The organism is Brevibacillus sp. AG162, assembly GCF_006715575.1.
GTDB classification, from domain to species: domain Bacteria; phylum Bacillota; class Bacilli; order Brevibacillales; family Brevibacillaceae; genus Brevibacillus; species Brevibacillus brevis.
Genome location: NZ_VFNO01000005.1, coordinates 380,046 through 397,933, shown reverse-complemented (window position 1 = coordinate 397,933; position 17,888 = coordinate 380,046). Strand labels below are relative to the sequence as shown.

Genomic DNA, 17,888 nt, shown 5'->3' with positions numbered 1-17,888 from the left:
CTTACACATAAGCCTCGAAGCCAATCAGGCATTTCGAGAGCAAGATTTCATTTCAAGGAGGTTTTTTCCATGGGTTTTCGACTCAAAGTAGAAGGTTCTGAAACAATTGAGCTGGGCATGGACAACATTCAGACAGTAAAGTACGACACTGACACGCCAGACGATTCCAACGCACGCTCCACAGATGTGGGTGCAACACTGAAACTGACTGGCAAAATCATCACTGCAACAGATGGTGACAGTGCGGATGACACCATGAAGCTGGCTCTCTGGTCTTTGGTACCAGCAGAAAAAGCGGATTGCTACCGCAAAGTAACATTGGAAGTAATCGCTGCTGATCAAGTGATCCGCAAAATCTACTTCCCGAACGCATTCGTAGTGGATTACAACGAGAGCTTCGGTGATACCGAGGGTGTAGGAACATTCAGCATCTTCATCAAGCAAAAGAAAGACAAAACCGAACTCACCAAAATCGAAGGCGGCTACGCTGTTTAGGTTTTGAGAGAAGTAAGGTAGGAAGAGCCGTATCTCGAAAGCCGTGTTCGAGGTACGGCTCTACAAAATAACGAAAATCATTGCCAGACAGAGGGTGCGCGTATGAAAAATTATTACGAGATTCTGGGGCTAACCAAACAGGCTTCCACGAATGACATCAAAAAAGCATACCGTCAACTGGCAAAGCAGCATCATCCGGATGTCAATGCCGGGAGCAGTGAGTCAGAGCGAATTTTTAAAGAAATTACCGAGGCCTATCAGACATTGCAGGACCCGGCCTTGCGCGAGGCGTACGACGCGCGTTACGAAGCTTTTCAGCAGAAGAAGCAACAACAGACTAGCCATACAAGCAGTACAAAGCAAGGACAAAGCAAACAGCAAGCACAGTCTGCAACGGGTGTGAACTTCGAGGATTTGGGGAGCACCTTTGAACGATTTTTTGGTTTTCATCCGAAGACAGGCGAGATTAATCCAAACACCATGAAATCCGAAAAGAAAAATCCACTGGATACGACGGATATGTTTGAGCAGTTTTTCCGCATGAAGAAAAAATAAGAGGGAAAAATCGGGCTTGGATGACAGCTCTTTCATGACATAGAGGTAGTAGCAACCTGCTCCTGTCTTTGGATGGATGTCCATACATACACCATTCGCCCAAAGCTCGGAGCATTTTTCATAAGAGGAAGTCAAAAACTCGTCTTTTGATCACGAAGTAGCTCTTGAAGCTGATTCGCATCGAAATTTACGTTCACCTTCGAAGTCCGGTGCTCATGTAGGTCCCCTACACTGCGCTCCTCCTTCTTCAGGTTCTCGTAACTTTCTCGGTGCTGAAAAGACGAATTTTTGATCACGATTTAAATGTAAGAGGTAGTTGATTGGGGGTTAAGATGTGGCGAAGAAAAAAGGGTACGAAAAGTCCATCAGAGTGAAGCTCATAGAGCTGCTGATTTCCATTCTTGTGATTAGTGCACTCATTTATGTCTTTGGTTATACGGACAGCAACGCTCTGAAAATTTTTACAGGAATTGCCTGCGGACTCTTTTTGTTCGGGGTCATTATCGTCAAATTCGGAAGCCCCGACGAACCGGAGCCAAAGAAAGAGGATGGCGTCACCAAACTGGTTCTATTAGATGAAGAGGGAGAGAGTGTGAAGGAGTGGTTGATCCAGGGGGAGACATCCCTTTTGATCGGCAAAAGCTCCGCGCAAAACGAGGTCGACATCGACTTGGCGGATGCGGAATACGCTGCCTTGATTAGCAAGCAGCATGCGGTTCTGAATCAAGCCTCTGGGGACTGGTTCATCGAGGATATTCATTCCAAAAACGGCACAGGCATCAAGCAGCCGAACAAACGCGACAAGAGCAAGCTGGAGATCGAACAGCCGCATAAAGTGAAGGCTGGCGACATCATTTACATAGCCAATACCCGCTTGTTGCTGAAATAACAACGAGGTAAACATCGCTTTTACACACATACATATCGTCCTTGCACGGAACGAAACGGGGGAGCAGAAGAATGAGTTTGACAAGATGCGCGAATGGTCACATGTTTAGCACCAGAAAACACGGAAGCACCTGCCCTTATTGCAGTATGGTCGTTGAGCCTGGGGCAAAACCGGACAACAAAGCACCTGCGAGAGTGGCAGACGACGATAAAACGATGCCGTACCTGGGGGAAACAGAAGGAATTGAGCCTGTTACCGGATGGCTGGTATGTATTGAGGGGCCGCAACAAGGTCAAGATTACCGCATTATGGCAGAGAAGAACTTCATCGGTCGCGCAGAGGATATGCATATCCGAATCGTCGGAGACAACACGATCTCTCGCCGCAATCATGCGGTGATTGTCTACGATCCGAAAAAACGCAACTTTTACTTGCTCCCGGGCGATGCGTCGGGGCTTGCCTATCATAACAATGAAGCAGTGTACACACCAGTCGAGCTCACTGCGTACGATGTGCTCCAGCTCGGAAAGAGTACTTTTATTTTCATCCCGCTGTGCGGTGTTCACTTCGAGTGGGACAACTCCAACAAAGGCAAGGAATGATGAGCATGTTTCAACAGGGCGCAATCCCGTATCTGGTCGTCCTTGGCGTGATCATTGCCATTACTCTTTTGTTTCGTCTGCGTGCAGCTTTGATCCGGCAAGAAATGAATCCCGTCATCCAGATCGGAAATGGACAGACGATCGGCAGACGAGAAGAACAGGATGATTACTTTTCGACAGCAACATCGTCTCATGGGACGATTGCGGTCTTGGCTGATGGAATCAGTGGACTGGCTAACGGCAGACTTGCTTCAACGCTTGCCGTGACGACATTTATCCGCGAGTTTACAAAGCTGGACAACCCGAAGCATATGTCCCTCTTCTTTTCCCGGGCTGCTTCTCTTGCGAATTCGGAGATTTTGCAGGCGCTGAGAGGAAGTCGGGGTGGGACCACGCTGGTCGCTGGTGTAATCGTAGAAGACAAGCTGTATTGGGGAGCAGTTGGAGACAGTATCATTACCGTTTTCCGGAATGGAGAATTCATCCCGATCAATCAAAAAGACATTTATGAGTCGGTGCTGGAGGCGCGCTTTCTGTCCGGCGAGATTACGAAGGACGAGGCATTGGAGCATCCGCAGAAAAAACAGCTGATCAACTACTTGGGCTATGAAAACTTTCAGAATATCGAAATTGGCCGTGAGCCGTTTCCGCTTGAGAAGGGAGACAAGGTCATTCTGTGCAGTGACGGCGTCTACGATACGTTAACCGAGATGGAGCTGGAGCAGATCTTGTTCCAAAAAATCGCTGCCCATGACGCGGCTGACCAAATCATTGAAGCGGTGGAAAGCAAGCAAAAAGCCAATCAGGACAACGCAACCATTCTCATCCTGGAAAAAGGCTGGTAACGGGGGAGCGGGTAGTACGAATGAGAAAGGACAACAGTGAATTCATTACCGGGTTTCTATCCGAATCAGGCAGCTTCGTTCGCAACAAGGATTACTTTGCCTTCGCCGAGCTGGATGATATCGCGTGCTGGGTAATTGCCCGCGGATTGGACAACGATCAGGAAGTAGAGAGTGCGGAGTTGGCGGCCAAAAGCGTGCTGGGCTACTTTTTGCAGAAGCCGTCCATTTCGCGTTATCGCATACGCCGCTATTTGCAGGAGGCCCATCGTGTCCTGCAAGCCGAGAGCCATCGCGTCAGACTAAAAGCGAGCTTGACCGTAATCGTAACGGACTATGCCAGAGTAAGATACGGGGTCGCTGGTAACACCAGGCTGTATCAGTTTCGCAATGGCCGACTGCAATGGCAGAGCAAGGATCAGAGCCTTGCCCAACAGATGGTGGATGGGGAGGAAATCGCAGAGGACGCGCTTGATCAGCACGAGGAGCGGCATAATCTCTTGAGCTATTTGGGGACACCCAATGAATTTCGTCCGTTTGTCTCCAAGAAGCTCCCGCTCTATGACGGTGATGTTTTTCTGCTTGCCACCCCTGGACTGTGGGAGAAGGTAAATCCGGCCGAAATGCAGGACGGGCTTCAAGAGGCGACAGATCCTGAAGCCTGGATCGATACGCTGGAGGACGTGCTTTTGAGCAAGCAAGAGCATGTCGTTCAAAACTACACGGCAGCCGCTATTTTTGCGAACAAAATTTTCAAGACAGACCCGCAAAAAAAATGGCGGATTATCAAACGGGTGGCACTCATCCTTCTCGTGCTTGCCTTAGCTGGCGGAGGAGCTCTGCTGTACAAGATGAAGGAAGCGGAGCGCATCGCGGATGCTGCGACAGGGATGTTCGAGCATGAAACAGCCGGAGACGCTTTCATTGCGGAGGGCGATTATCCGAAGGCACTCAAAGCGTACAGCGATGCCCGAAATGCGGCAAATATCGTGAAAAACAAAGTTCAGGCGGCTCTCTTGGCCAAAAAGATCCGTATTACACAGTTGATCGTGGATGGTGATACGGCGGTAAAGGATGAGCAGTACGCCAAAGCATTGGATAAGTACGACAAGGCGCTCAAGGAAATGAAAGGGCGCGATGATTTTAACGAACCGGAGATTTTGGAAAAGAAAGAAAAGACGCAATCGTATGTGCTCGTCATGCAGTGGAAAAAGGAAGGCGATCTCTTGTTTGAGGCGCAGGATTACGCCGGTGCAGAAGCCTATTACCAAAAGGCTCGCAAGCTGGCGTTGGAAACGTCCTTTGTAACAGGAGAAAAGGAGCTTCGCACCAAGCTGGACGAGGTGGCTTCCAAAAAGACCGGTATCGATAAGGAAAAGAAGACACTCGACGGCGACAAGCTGGAGAAGCAAGGCGACGAGAGCTATGCGGCCCAAGACTTCGAGGGAGCGATCCAATCGTATACGATGGCGCAGGAAATTTATCAGGAGATTGGTGTGCTGGAGAAAGTTTTGGCGATGGAGCGCAAGGTGACAAAGGCAGAGGAGAAGCTGAATCCTCCTGCTGCTCCACCTTCGGCAGGTATGCCAGCAGGACAGCCACCTGTGCAAGGGACGAGCGCTGCGAGTCAACCACCGCCAGTTCAGGTGAATCAAACGGCCCCGGTTAATCAGACGGCTCCTGTAAATCAGACGGCCCCGGTTAACCAGACAGTCCCAGTCAATCCGGTGGCTCCACCGTACCAGCCAGTTCCGGCGTCCCAAGCAGCGCCGACCAATCAAGCAGTTCCACCAGCCGCGACAGCTCCGGCGACTCAGCCAGTTCAGCCACCGCAAGCTAATCCACCAGCTACAGCCAATCCGACACAGGAGGAGGCAGCGAAAACGCCATGAAAGAGATCGTACTGGATCGTTTGAACAAAATGGAGGAGCTGGAGCAACGCAGGTTGCTCAAGCAGATTATGAACGGTGTCTTCCTCAACCTGGTCGAGTATCAGGAGGAGATGCAGAAGAAGCTGGAGGAGCGTGTTTTTACCGAGATCGAGGACAAGGAAGATAAGCATGACATTTACGTGACCCTCTGCCATCGCGATGACTTTGACCCGATCCACGAGTATTTGTATCCGATGATCCCTGGCGATGAGGAAAAGAAGATATGTGATCGCAAAGAGCTGGCGGTCAAGCTCAGCAATCAGGAAGAAGCGGTTATGATGACGATCTTTTTAGAGTGTGAGTACGACAAGATACAGGCGCTAATGATGAGCAAGCGAACCTTCAAGGGTCGTCTGAAAACGGCAGGCAATCACTATCCAATCGAGGTGCGCCTCCAACAAAGTCGTGTGTATATGGATGAGCTGGAAAAGCTGTACAACATGTTTCAAAAGAACGGGATGCCGTGGAAAACGGTGAATCACCCTTACGCCAGCAAGTTTTTCGATGTCATTCTGGTTGCCTGTGAGGGCACGTTTACAGAAGACGAAGAGATACTGGAGATGTCGATTACGCTCGATGAATGGGAGCCTTACAAAAAGCTGGACGTTATACCGTTGTGGAACATCGAGCGTTTGGCTTTAAAAAACATCGGCTTTCCCGTACCTGCCATTGACCGGGTGAACTTCGAGCATGTTCTGTCGTTACGCAAGACGGGCAGTGAGCACGGGTATTTGGTAGATGGAGATGAAGAGCTGATTCGCTACATCAAGCGGTCACCGGAAGAACTGACGATCGTCTCGCCTCAGGAGAAGTCGGGAGTTTGGAACGTATGCAAAATTACGCAGCCTGTCACGACCCGCATCGGAAGACTTGACTACGAATTAGTGTCCAATCGTCGCAAAAACAGCTTCATCGGGAGCTATGCCCGAAAACAGGCGATGACCGTACGAGCCAAAGGAGAGATTATCCGAATCGTCCATTCCTTTGAGGCAGCCGAGCAGCTGGAGCTAGTGAATGTTGAGATTCGGGACAAAAACAATCGCCCTCCCGCCACATACGGCTTGAATCCGTTTATTAGCGATAATGTCCGTGTAGAAAATGACAAGAAGATCATGGCTCTCGGCTTTCGAAGACGCGGGGCGAACAGCTTTCTTCTCCAGGACATGATGAGCTTCCTCGTCTCCGAGGTTCAGATGTATTTTCCGGAATACAAGTGTGAAGGAGAATGGGCTTGAATTACATCTGGGATTTGGTTATTCGTGCAAAACGCGCCGGGATCGCCAAAAAAGACATCCAGTTCAAAGCGGCCAAAGTGTATTCGCCCTACATGGAGCTGAGTCATGAGGCCATCAACGCCAAAACGGTGGACAAAACGGTAGAGGTGAATCCGTACTACCGCTTCGACGATATTTTCCGTGACCTTTTTGATGCCAATTACACGGACGATGCAGAGCTTCGGCATACCTTGTTTGATATCATCATCCATTTGCTGGCCGAGATCGATCTGACCCAAGGGATGAACAAGCGTGAGTACCACATCCGCTTTGTATTGCGCGACTTGGAAGCGGGGCTGTTCGGCAGTCGGGTACAGGAAAATATCCGCCTTTTTACCAAAGAGGAACGAGAGATTATCGCAGGCAATATTTTGCGCTTGTATGAGACCGGTGAAGCGGTGTACCTGCTCAAGGATACGATGCGCAAAATTTTCTCTCACTCTACCATTTACGCCAATTGCGAAGAAAAAGATGAGCTGCTGATTTACGTCGGGCAGTCGGAGAGTGAAACCGCACATGCCAAGCTCGCTTTAATCAAGGATATTTTTCTGCCGGTTCGGTTCCATACAGAGATTTATTGGCGAAACCATTTCGGCATTTTGGATGTCGAGGAAACGATGCAAATCGACAGTGTGGCACTGTACTAGAGGTTTTTGACCGATTGACCCCAACAAAAGGTCGGGAGAGAGGAGAGTTGGGATGACTACCTATTCATATAAGCTTCATCTCCAAAAGGGCAGCGGGGGTGGCAAAAGTCAAAGCGGAGTAACCTACACCCGGGATGAACTGATGGAGATGACGACTTTTCAACTGCGAAATATATGTTACAAAGAAAAGCTAGTCAGCTCACTCGTGAACAATCTCGATCGGGAGGGACTGCTGCACACGATTCTGCGTTTTCGCGGCGCAGAAGAAAACCTCCTGATTGAGCGTGCTGTTCCAGGTGGTGTTGAACGCCTCGAAGCCGTACTCCACAAATATTTAAACACACCGATGCCAGGTGTAGATGCGATCAAAATTCCAGCGAAGATGTGCTTGTACATGGGTCTCGCCATTGGCAAGCTGGACAACTATCACGTCGAATCCACCAAAGGCTTGTCCGAATCCAATGTGCTTTTGGTAAACGACCATATGGAGCTATGCGGCATTTTGCATCTGCGCAAAGAGAAAGACGATAGGAGAGCCGGGCATTTTACGCTGCACGCTCACCAAGATGCTCATTTGAGAAAAACGGTCAATCAAAACTACAGCCTGCTCTTTTTCCGCAAGCAGGACTCGGAGTATTTGTACAAGGCGTATCACCAGGACCATCCGTTGCCGCCTGTTAATCTCCACTACTACAAAGTACCGGTGACTGACCTCGAGATCAGGGAATTGGAAGAAACAGATGCCGTTCTCGCGATTGATTTTGGTACCTCCTCGACGACAGCGGGTGCTTTTCTCGACCATCAGTATGTCAGCTCTCCTTCTAGCAACGACTTGTTGAATGGACGCATACGCTTGAATGCGATCAATTACGTCTCTTTCCCCGATACAACGCAAAAAAACGAGGAATGGATCGAGGTGCTGCCGACGGCTGTCAGCGTGGCGGATTGCTCCAACCCGCATGACGTTCGCTTTCACATCGGTTATGAAGCACTTCGGCACATGAAAAAGAACGGATACAGCACGAATGCGACCGTGTTTCAAGGCATCAAACGCTGGGTGAACAGCTATCACAAGATCGAAGAGGTCATGGACAGCCAAGGGAATACCGCAACTGTGAAACGAAGCGACATCCTGCGCCAGTACCTTCTTCACGTTATTCAAATGGCCGAGCATCAATTCAAATGCCGCTTTCGTCATCTGCATATCACAAGTCCAGTCAAGCTGAAAACGCAGTTTCTTGAGATGTTCACCGAGATTTTGCCTGAGTATCGCATTGAATCAGAGCACGCCCTCGATGAAGGAATGGCCGTCCTGTTTAACACGATCGCGGATCAAATTGACAAAAACAGCTTTCTGGACGGGGAGACGTATCAAGCGCTCGTCATCGACTGCGGCGGAGGAACGACGGACCTGTCATCCTGCCATTTCCGGATCGAGGACGGACATATCTCCTACCGCATCGATATCGATACGACCTATGAAAACGGCGACACCAATTTTGGCGGCAACAACATTACGTATCGCATTATGCAATTTATGAAAATCGTCTTCGCGGACTATTACGGAAAAGGGCGGCAAGTGACCGACATCGACCAGATTATCGACATCCCTGGATCGGAAATATTCCGGTACGTGGATGAATACGGCGTCGATTCCGTCTATGAACGCTTCGAGGCGAGATATCGGGAAGCTGAGGTGATTTTACCGACTCGCTACAAGGAGTACGAGAACAAGAGCCGGGACGAGTATCAGCGTGTCCGCAACAATTTTCACTTTTTGTGGGACCTCGCTGACCATATGAAAAAAGAGTTTTTCCGTCAGACCGGCATTTTGCGCAATCGCTTCACATCCGATACGGAAAATCGTCAAGAGCCTGATCTAAAGCTGACGGCAGTCGAGCGATGGGTGTTGTCGATACGGGAGGATGGTCGCTTCCGGGATGTGTTTGATTTTCCTGATGTCGTTTTCAACGCCAAAGAGATCAATCACCTGATCAAGGCCGATATTTACGAGATTTTGCGCGTCTTCTTGGACGATTTTTACCAACAGGGAAAACTGGCTGACTTCTCGATCATCAAGCTGACCGGGCAGTCGTGCCGGATTGATGTTTTCCGTGAAGCGCTCAAAGAGTTTGTACCAGGACGCAGTATCGAGTTCCGGCAAAAGTCGGAGGATGCGGGCAAGGTGCCAGACCTGAAGCTGTCTTGCCTGCGTGGAGCACTGCGCTATCAAAGTGCCAAAAAGGCAGGTTTCATCGAAGCGCAGATAACGAATCATGCGCCGATCGTCCCGTATTCCGTGACCGCCTTCACGCATAACAAGCAAGAGAGAGTGCTTATTCACAGTCAGGAAAAGCTGAGTCTCGTGCATGGCTCTATCTCGCGTCCCTACGGCGTGAGCGAGGTTGAATTTTATCTCAAGGAAAGCGACGGCCAGCTGCGCCAGCGGTACTTGTACATGGATGATCCTGCTCAATACAAAACGGTTTTGTATGAGGACATCGCGAGCAAGTACGGTACGCATATCCCGCAGGATGAGACTGACTCGATCCAAAATGGCGAGTCGAAATACTTCGTTTTTGCGAGCGGCAGCGAGTGGGGATTCCATGTCGTGCCAGTAGCTCGCTTGAATGAACAGCTTGCTTTGGGGAAAAAGGTTTTCTTTGCTTTTGAGAGTGACTTGTCCGAGCTGGATTTCTTTGACGGGATGAAATGATCAAATAACCAGGCAGCTTAAATGAACAGGAAGGGGGAACAGCGGTGTTTTCCCATCTCTATCCCAATTTTCATAAAGGGCGAATTCTCAAGCGGGAGATGCTTGAAAATCTGCGTGATTACCCGCGGCATTTTGTAGATTTATACTTTCAGGATTATACAGACGGCATTATTTCCGGGATGGATGTAACGATAGGCGAAGGGCACCTCACTGTCGGCAGAGGGATCGTTAAGCATCAAGGGCGGATTTACCTGTTCGACCGCGAAGAGCGTGTCCCTTATGAGGCCACAGGTATGGAGACGGTGCTCAAGATTCGCTTTCACGAGGAGACTTCGCTGACCGACTATTACGTTTACGAGACGTTGTATGTTCTCGATCAGGAGATAGAGTCACGCCAAGATGAAAGGGAGCTGGGGCGCTTCAAGCTCAAGCAAGGGGCAAGGCTTCGCGGGGATTATCAGGACTTAGCCGATATGGCGACCGAATTCAATACGTGGAATCTCGTGCATGTCGAACATGCCGGGAGAAACGAGCCAACACTTGCTCCTTACATCCTGCGGTATTTTGCGAATGAAATGCTGAAGACTGTCACCAATCACCCGTATGATCTCGCCTTTGCCATGCAGTGCTTGAATGCGGACAGAGTAGAGCGCGAACTGATTCTTCATTATTTAGGCAATAGACTGGGGACTGGTTACCGCGAGTACACGAACCTGCAGATTCTCAAATACCTCGCACGCATCTTGGATGACGCCAAGAGTGGCGGAAGGTCCTCAAAAACGGAGTGGAAAACAGGCGGGCGTCAGCGGGTTATTGTTGATTAACGAGAGGATGGTGAATGGAAATGGCGCGCATGGATGAAAGCATTATCGGCATGTTGAATGAGCTTTCCGGTGAGGATGCACAGCCAGCAGCAATACGTTTTGGTCCAAAGGGCAAAAACCGACTGGATGTAGTGAACAAATCATTTATTACAGTCGGTGAAGAGAGAATTCCCATAGAGGACAAGCGCGTCCTCGACGATCTCGTACAGATTCGGCTCCCGAAGACATTTTCCATCATGAGTCCAGAAGTAGCGGCTCTGAAGTATCCATCAGAACGTAGGCCTTCCCTGATTTATACGAACGAAACAGCGTCAATTAACCTGGCTTTTACCTATACCGAGAGCAAGCTGACGGATTCTCCTGCACAGCTGAAGGCCTTCATGGATGTCATGAAGCAGGTTTTGCGGAGAACACAGCCGCTCGCTCGTTGGCAGGAGGAAGGAATACGTGAGATTGCGGGGACCAGCGTCGGATTTTTCGAGTTTGTCGCGCCCGCATTGGATACAGACATTTACAACCTGATCAGCTTTGTCTCCCTACAGGGACGGGCTCTTCTCTGCACGTTCAATTGCACGGAACAGGAGCTGTCGGACTGGAAGCCAGTGGGCTGGGGAATCATGGATTCTTTGTCGCTCGTATCCGCTAATTCAGATGAAAACGGGAAGGGAGAAGGGAAAATATGAGTCTTCCTGTCATTGCCTACAACAATTTGCAAATCTCTCCTTATCAATTGACGCATCTGGTAGAACTGACGATGACGAAAAAGATCAATGAGCATGCGCGCCTGACATTTACGGGGATCGTACCAGAAGAATTGAAGGACAGCTATGTGGAAATGACAGAAGCACAGACCCCGATCGAAATCAGTCAGGTGGATAACGAAGGCAACGCCACGCCGCTTTTTGCGGGGATCGTTCTGGAGATAGGCATCAAAGCCGTCCGAGACGTCTATTATTTGTACGTCGAAGCTGTCTCGCCTACGTACAATCTTGACGTGAAGCGCAAGAGCCGTTCGTTTCAAAACAAAGCCATGACCTACGGTGCCCTTTTGAAAACAATCGCAGGAGAATACCCAGGCATGGACATTATGGACATGGCCTCCAATGGCGGGAAGCTGGGCTCCTTTACCATGCAGTATCAGGAGACAGATTGGCAGTTTCTCAAGCGGCTGGCTTCGCGTTTTCAGACTGGATTGATGCCGGCATCTGTTTTTGAAAAGCCGAAGTTCAGCTTTGGTGTGCCAGAGGGCGCATCGAAAGGCAAGCTGGACGATTTTCACTACCGGGTGCGCAAAAATTTGAATGAATACCGCCATTCCTCGGAAAACGGGGTCAAGGGCGTGGATGAAAATGACTACATCTTTTACGAGGTAGAGACAGATCGCGTGCTCGATTTGGGCAACGGTGTGGATTTCAAAGGGAAGAGCCTGTATGTGTATGAAGCTCATACCGAGATGAAGAAAGGCTTGCTCAAGCACAAGTATTTGCTCGCGTCCAAAAAAGGAATGAGCCAAAAGCCGCTCCACAATTCGCTCATTGTAGGGGCATCGGTGCAGGGGAAAGTTATTGAGGTTTCCAAAGACAACGTCAAAATCCACCTCGATATCGATGAGAGCCAGAGCAAGAGCGAAGCGCACTGGTTCCCGTACTCTTCGGTTTATACCGCCGAAGGAAACAGCGGTTGGTATTGCATGCCGGAGCTCGATGACTACGTCCGCGTCTATTTTCCGAGCAACAAGGAAAGTGACGGGATTGCGATCAGCTCTGTCCGGAAAAATTCAGACGAGGGCGAAACGAACAAGCTCGGGAATCCCGATATCAAATACTTCCGCACGGCCAACGGAAAAGAACTGATGTTCAGCCCGTCGGAGGTATTGCTTAGCGCAAAGGACGGGGAAATCCTCATTCGCATGACCGACGCGGACGGCATCCAGATTTTCAGCAAGAAAAATATCAAGGTTGTCTCCGAAAAGGACATTTTGATGGACTCTGCCACGAAGGTGATTATCTCCGCAAAAGAGGAGATCAGTCTCACCTGCAAAGAGAGCAACATCAAGATGGATGGAAATACAAGTATCGTCGGGCAGGAGCTCAAAACCAATTGACACACATGGTTGCCACGCGGGTAACCGTGTGTTTGGTGTATGCAAAAACGGTGAGAAGAAGGGGGGATTGGCATGGAGAGAGAGGAAGCCTTGCAGCATTTCAAGGAGCACGAGGTGCCGAAGAGAACCATCGCCAGCCTGCATGCCTTGGATGCTTACTATCAGGCCAATAAAGAGAGGCTGGCAAAAGAATTTCTCCGTTCATTTGAAGAGATTTGCCGACGAGTCGTTGACATGCAGGAGCGAGGGGAAAAAGGCAAGCTGGCGCACTTGACCTATTCCATGCTGCGGACGGAGCTTCTTCTTGGAAGCAGTCAGTATTTGCTGGAAGCCACGGACAGCAGTTGGTTTTTCGATCCGGTGGAGTGTCAAGCCAGCTATGATGCGAGCTGGGCTTTCCGTTTTTTGGATCGGCTCGCAGACGATTGGAATGAGGCTGCCAGAGCGTATGCCGGACACGTAAGACTTCCCGATATCGAACGGATCAAGCTCGTGGAGGCAGAGAAGTTTCATCAATATGTCGTTCACCTGATCCGTTATGCGATGGTGCAGGCTGTTCAGCTGGAAGTCTTTCAACAGGTGGACAAGGAGCCGGAGCTGGAGGTGCGTGTCGGAGAATATCTGGATCAAAGCGAGATCGTGTACTGTCTGGACACTCGCCACAAAGATTCCGAGATGATCCGTTCTTGGCTGGAAGAAAAGCAAGAGCTGGAATACGGCTACAAGGTTTTGGCTGGCCTCGATCTGGGACAAGGGCAATTCGATGGTCTTGATCTTCGTTATTCGGACCTCTCTGACAGTCAGCTAACGAAAGCAACCCTTCGCGAAAGTGTTTTGGTCGGAACGAGATGGCATCGTGCCCAGCTAAAAGCGGTTGATTTCGGCGACAGTCTCATTCATGGAGCAGATTTTACCGGAGCGAATCTGTTAGGGGCGAGCTTTCGTGAAGCATCCGGGCCGAGGGGTCTTTTGGAACCAGATACGTGGGAGATGCCCGGTTTTGATGGCGTCTTGTTCGTCGGGGCGGACTTGACTGGGACTGATTTTACTGGAGCCGATCTGCGCGGTGCAGACTTTACAGATGCGATTTTGACGGGAGCGAATTTTAGCGGCGCGCTTCTGGAGAGAGCCGTATTCTCGGAGGCGGCAAGGGAGTCCATTCTGTTGGATGAGCTTCAGGAGCGACATGTCGTTTGGCGAGAGGGGAGTCAGGTATGAATTATTTCATCTTGTCACAGGACGAGCGTATCGCGAGTGCGGTAGAGCCAACTGGCGTTTTTGACGTTATTCGGCAGGAGTGGCTCACTCCGGATTATCAGGAAGAGCTGGACGAGGCGGTCATCCAGTTCGACATCAAGCAAAAGAAAGAGAACGACTACCTGGATTTTCTCGACAGACCGATCCCGCTGTATTCCAACCGCTTAAAGACAATCATCCACAAGTTCGCACCGAAGCTGTTCGTCAAATCTGTCGTGTTGGTGGACAGGGAGCGGATCAAGCAGGATTTGTACTGGCTGATGATCCTGCCGCGCGTGAATTGCCTGTCCGAGCAAAGTGAGTTTCACCGGGACGGATCACTGAAAAGGCTGGTTCTCGATCCAGAAAAGATTGGACGCCATACGATTTTCCAAATCGAAGGGATTCGTGAACCGTATATCATCATCGATTTGCGGCTGGCGGAAGCCTTGCTGCGCCGGGACTTTTTCGGTATCCGCTTGAAAAAAGCAGAGCAAGCAGGGAGGAGAATGAGTTATGCCCATGATTGAAGATGTCGATGTAGTGCCGTCGTCCGCTCCGAAGAAAAGCTACGTTGTGGCAGGCGCGATCCTATCGTGCGACTACGGGAGCCAGAAGAACAAGCTGAAAACGCCGTTTAGTCATGGCGTGTACATTCGCAATCAAGCACAAATGAACGTGAATGACTATAGGCCGCAAGTAAATATCATGCCGTTTGGCAAATGCAAATGTGAGAAAAATCCAACTGTCGCAGCTGCAACTGCTGCCAACAACGGCGTACTCAAGCCGATGCCATGCGTTCCTGTAGTCACCATGCCCTGGATCGATGGCAAGGCAGATGTACTCGTGGAAAATCATCCCGCCCTGTTAAACACCAGCACGAACATGTGCATCTATGGAGGCTGCATACGCATCGAAGACGACGGACAGGAGCAATCGTGAGGGGGATTGTATGAATACGACAGAGAAGCTGGCTGGATACGAGAATATTCAGTTGGTCTCACCCTTTGAAATCCAAAGCCTGCAGGATGTCAGAATCGTAAAGAAAATCAATGAGCACGCCAGATTGTTTGTCACCGCAATTATCCCGGAGGAGAAAAGCGACCGGTACATTGAGATGGCGACGAGTGAGGATACAGTCGCGCTGAATTTGGTGGAAAACGGTTCGCTTACGAAGACACTGTTCAAAGGACTCGTGGATTCCGTCAGTGTGAATTTTGTTCACGGCGTGTATCATTTGGAGCTGGAAGCGGTCTCGCACACGCAGCGAATGGACGGACAGCGCAAGATGCGCTCTTTTCAGCATAAACAAATGACGTATGCCAGTCTGCTGGATGAAATCACGAAGGACTACCCCGGCTCGGATTATTTGGACCATGCTTCGAACGGAGCGCCGCTCGGGACCATTGCCATCCAGTATCAGGAGACAGACTGGCAGTTTTTAAAGCGACTGGCCTCCCGCTTTGGTTCCATTCTCGTCGCTGAGGCAGTGGCAGATACGCCCAAGTTCTGGTTCGGCTTGCCCGAGGGACGCACTGCCCAATTGACAGACGCTAGCTACACCATCAGCAAAAGGCTTTCTCCCTATATGGAAACGACAGAAAACGGCTACGCGGCAGGTATGTCGGAAAACGATTTTCTCACCTATGAAGTAGAAAGCGGACAGGTCCTCCAGCTCGGAGACCGTGTGAACTACCAAGGCAAAGAGCTGGTCGTCGCCGGGTCAACAACGAGGATCGACCATGCCCTGCTGATTCACACCTATCAGCTCATGCCCGAAGCAGGCATTCGTCAAAACCCTATCCGCAACGACGACATATGCGGCGCTGCCCTGGAAGGCAAGATCATCGACATCCAAAAGGATACCGTCAAAATCCACCTCGACATTGATCCGAAGCAGCCCAAGGCAGAGGCGAGCTGGTTCCCGTATGCCACGGTCTACTCGGCAGAGGGCAACAGCGGCTTTCACTGCATGCCGCAAATGGGCGACTCCGTGAAGCTGTACTTCTCCACGCCAGACGAAGAAGGCGCCATGGCGGTCAGCTCCGTGCGCAAAGGAGGAGGCAGCACCCCGAAGACAGGCAATCCCGGCATCAAGTACTGGGGAACCAACTTTGGCAAAGAGCTGATGATGGGCGGCAAGGAACTCGTTCTTACTGCCAAGGAGAGCAAGGAAGGCAATATTTTTATCAAGCTGCATGAAGAGGACGGCATCGAGATTCATAGTATGCATCCCATTGTTTTTACTTCGGAAAAGGATATGGAGATTACGTCAGACACGAAAGTTGAGATCAAGGCCAAGGAAGCGATCTACCTCATGTGCAGCACCAGCAGCATGATTTTGGACGGGGAAGTCGATCTTCAAGCACCAAAGATTGAGATGGTCGGGCTGACGAAGGCTCCTGTGGTTGTGGAGGATTTGCCGCAGGAGGAAGAAGAAGAGGAAGAGGAGCAACAGGAAGAGGAAGAGTCTGGCTGGGGTGGATTTCTGGATGGTGTACAGTTAGCGCTGGATGTTGTGGGACTCATTCCGGGTCTGGGAGAAGTAGCTGACCTGGCGAATGCGGGAATCTCGCTCGCACGAGGAGACTATGCAGGAGCAGCGCTATCTCTGGCGGCGTGTATCCCTTTTGCAGGCTGGGCGGCAACGGGAGCCAAGCTGGGAGCAAAGGCGCATAAAGCACTAAAGGGAACGAAAGCGGGACAGAAAGTGCTCGAGGTAGCAGACTCAGCGGCGGATGTAGTGAAGACGGTAGCAAATACCGTCGAAAGCACCGTCGGGAAGGTCTGGACGGCAGCCCGCAAAACACTAGATGAGATGGATGTGGTGCAAGCCGTCCAGCGAATCAAGGAGCAGTTGTACGCTAGCGTCATGGCCGCAAAAGATGCAGTCATCAACAAGGCAACACAGATGAAAGAACAGCTCAAGCAAAAGGCTAGGAAGCTGCGCGATGATATGCAAGAAGGCTTGCAGAATTTAGCGGATAGTTTAGGCCCTCAGTTACAATCGGCGGAAGGGTTTCCAATAAAATTCTCGAATAAAAAAGATGTGGTAGAGCTTGCCCCTACGGAGAACCAACTGAAGTGGCGCGAAACATATGGGGGACCGAATGGACAGAAGCCGAATCAAAAGCCGCCGGTGAAGCCGCCTGAGGGTGAGAAACCACCAGAGACTGAGGGGATGGGTAATGGTACTAATATTCCACCTGCCTTCAAGCAAACTAAATTTGCCAGTTCATATGAAGCTAGATATAATCAAACACCTTCACCTGATTATCTAAAAGTTGGTTTTGAAGGAACAAGGGGTGAATCTCTATGTACTCTTAAGCCGCCGCCAGACCCTCAATTGAAAAGAATATTAGATGAAGCCGGTATTGATGGTATACAATATAAAAATGCTGTTCCCGATTTTTCACCAGTGGCAAAAGCACAAGTAGAAATTGAGTATATGCTCGGTGGAAAGGGGACTTATGGAGGGAAAGCTAGACGAGAAAATTTTATTCAATCAGACCAAAAATTAGCCGAACAACTAAATAATTCTCCTGAATTAGCACGTCAATTCGGGATGGAGTCTGGTAGAATTAGTGCTAAAGATGTAAAGGTTTATCGAGAAAAAAACAAATTAACATGGCATGAACTAAATGACGTCAAAACAATGCAACTTGTACCAACAAATATAAACAGTACATTTGGGCATCTTGGTGGTGTGGGGGAGATTAATGCAGGGGCATTTGAACCTGGAGGATTTGCCAATAAACAAAAATAGGAGATAA

16 protein-coding genes are annotated in these 17,888 nt (G+C 50.0%); all 16 read left to right on the top strand.

Annotation, left to right across the window (positions count from 1 at the left end; translation table 11 throughout):
- Positions 1-69: 69 nt before the first annotated feature.
- The gene (locus FB479_RS18090) at positions 70-495 is read left to right on the top strand and encodes a hypothetical protein (protein ID WP_007728098.1); all 426 of its coding nucleotides are present in this window, start codon (positions 70-72) and stop codon (positions 493-495) included.
- A gap of 102 nt (positions 496-597) precedes the next feature.
- Positions 598-1,050, top strand: coding sequence for a J domain-containing protein (locus tag FB479_RS18085; protein ID WP_106655601.1), 453 nt, complete (start codon positions 598-600; stop codon positions 1,048-1,050).
- 334 nt (positions 1,051-1,384) lie between these two features.
- Positions 1,385-1,939, top strand: a complete 555-nt coding sequence (locus FB479_RS18075) for an FHA domain-containing protein (RefSeq protein ID WP_142066215.1) — start codon at positions 1,385-1,387, stop codon at positions 1,937-1,939.
- A gap of 71 nt (positions 1,940-2,010) precedes the next feature.
- Positions 2,011-2,541: an FHA domain-containing protein gene (locus FB479_RS18070; protein WP_017252081.1), complete on the top strand. Its 531-nt coding sequence runs from the start codon at positions 2,011-2,013 to the stop codon at positions 2,539-2,541.
- A gap of 5 nt (positions 2,542-2,546) precedes the next feature.
- Positions 2,547-3,386, top strand: coding sequence for a PP2C family protein-serine/threonine phosphatase (locus FB479_RS18065; protein WP_142066214.1), 840 nt, complete (start codon positions 2,547-2,549; stop codon positions 3,384-3,386).
- Positions 3,387-3,406: 20 nt separating this feature from the next.
- Positions 3,407-5,275 (top strand): PP2C family protein-serine/threonine phosphatase, encoded by a 1,869-nt coding sequence (locus FB479_RS18060; RefSeq protein ID WP_142066213.1) that lies wholly within the window; start codon positions 3,407-3,409, stop codon positions 5,273-5,275.
- Positions 5,272-6,549, top strand: coding sequence for a normocyte-binding protein (locus FB479_RS18055; RefSeq protein WP_142066212.1), 1,278 nt, complete (start codon positions 5,272-5,274; stop codon positions 6,547-6,549). The genes FB479_RS18060 and FB479_RS18055 overlap by 4 nt, the downstream gene beginning before the upstream one ends.
- Positions 6,540-7,235: an iron-dependent peroxidase gene (locus tag FB479_RS18050; RefSeq protein WP_106655606.1), complete on the top strand. Its 696-nt coding sequence runs from the start codon at positions 6,540-6,542 to the stop codon at positions 7,233-7,235. Before FB479_RS18055 ends, FB479_RS18050 begins: the two co-directional genes overlap by 10 nt.
- 52 nt (positions 7,236-7,287) lie before the next feature.
- Positions 7,288-9,951, top strand: coding sequence for an acetate and sugar kinases/Hsc70/actin family protein (locus FB479_RS18045; protein WP_142066211.1), 2,664 nt, complete (start codon positions 7,288-7,290; stop codon positions 9,949-9,951).
- Positions 9,952-9,995: 44 nt separating this feature from the next.
- Positions 9,996-10,775, top strand: a complete 780-nt coding sequence (locus FB479_RS18040; RefSeq protein WP_142066210.1) for a DNA and RNA helicase — start codon at positions 9,996-9,998, stop codon at positions 10,773-10,775.
- Between the two features lie 14 nt (positions 10,776-10,789).
- The gene (locus tag FB479_RS18035) at positions 10,790-11,458 is read left to right on the top strand and encodes a hypothetical protein (RefSeq protein ID WP_142066209.1); all 669 of its coding nucleotides are present in this window, start codon (positions 10,790-10,792) and stop codon (positions 11,456-11,458) included.
- Positions 11,455-12,879 (top strand): contractile injection system protein, VgrG/Pvc8 family, encoded by a 1,425-nt coding sequence (locus FB479_RS18030; protein ID WP_106655610.1) that lies wholly within the window; start codon positions 11,455-11,457, stop codon positions 12,877-12,879. Before FB479_RS18035 ends, FB479_RS18030 begins: the two co-directional genes overlap by 4 nt.
- Before the next feature lie 72 nt (positions 12,880-12,951).
- Complete coding sequence (locus tag FB479_RS18025; protein WP_142066208.1) at positions 12,952-14,097, top strand: pentapeptide repeat-containing protein; 1,146 nt, start codon at positions 12,952-12,954, stop codon at positions 14,095-14,097.
- The gene (locus FB479_RS18020) at positions 14,094-14,645 is read left to right on the top strand and encodes an imm11 family protein (protein ID WP_142066207.1); all 552 of its coding nucleotides are present in this window, start codon (positions 14,094-14,096) and stop codon (positions 14,643-14,645) included. Before FB479_RS18025 ends, FB479_RS18020 begins: the two co-directional genes overlap by 4 nt.
- The gene (locus tag FB479_RS18015; RefSeq protein WP_142066206.1) at positions 14,632-15,057 is read left to right on the top strand and encodes a DUF4280 domain-containing protein; all 426 of its coding nucleotides are present in this window, start codon (positions 14,632-14,634) and stop codon (positions 15,055-15,057) included. Before FB479_RS18020 ends, FB479_RS18015 begins: the two co-directional genes overlap by 14 nt.
- Before the next feature lie 10 nt (positions 15,058-15,067).
- Positions 15,068-17,881, top strand: coding sequence for an HNH endonuclease (locus FB479_RS18010; RefSeq protein ID WP_255438443.1), 2,814 nt, complete (start codon positions 15,068-15,070; stop codon positions 17,879-17,881).
- Positions 17,882-17,888 lie beyond the last annotated feature (7 nt).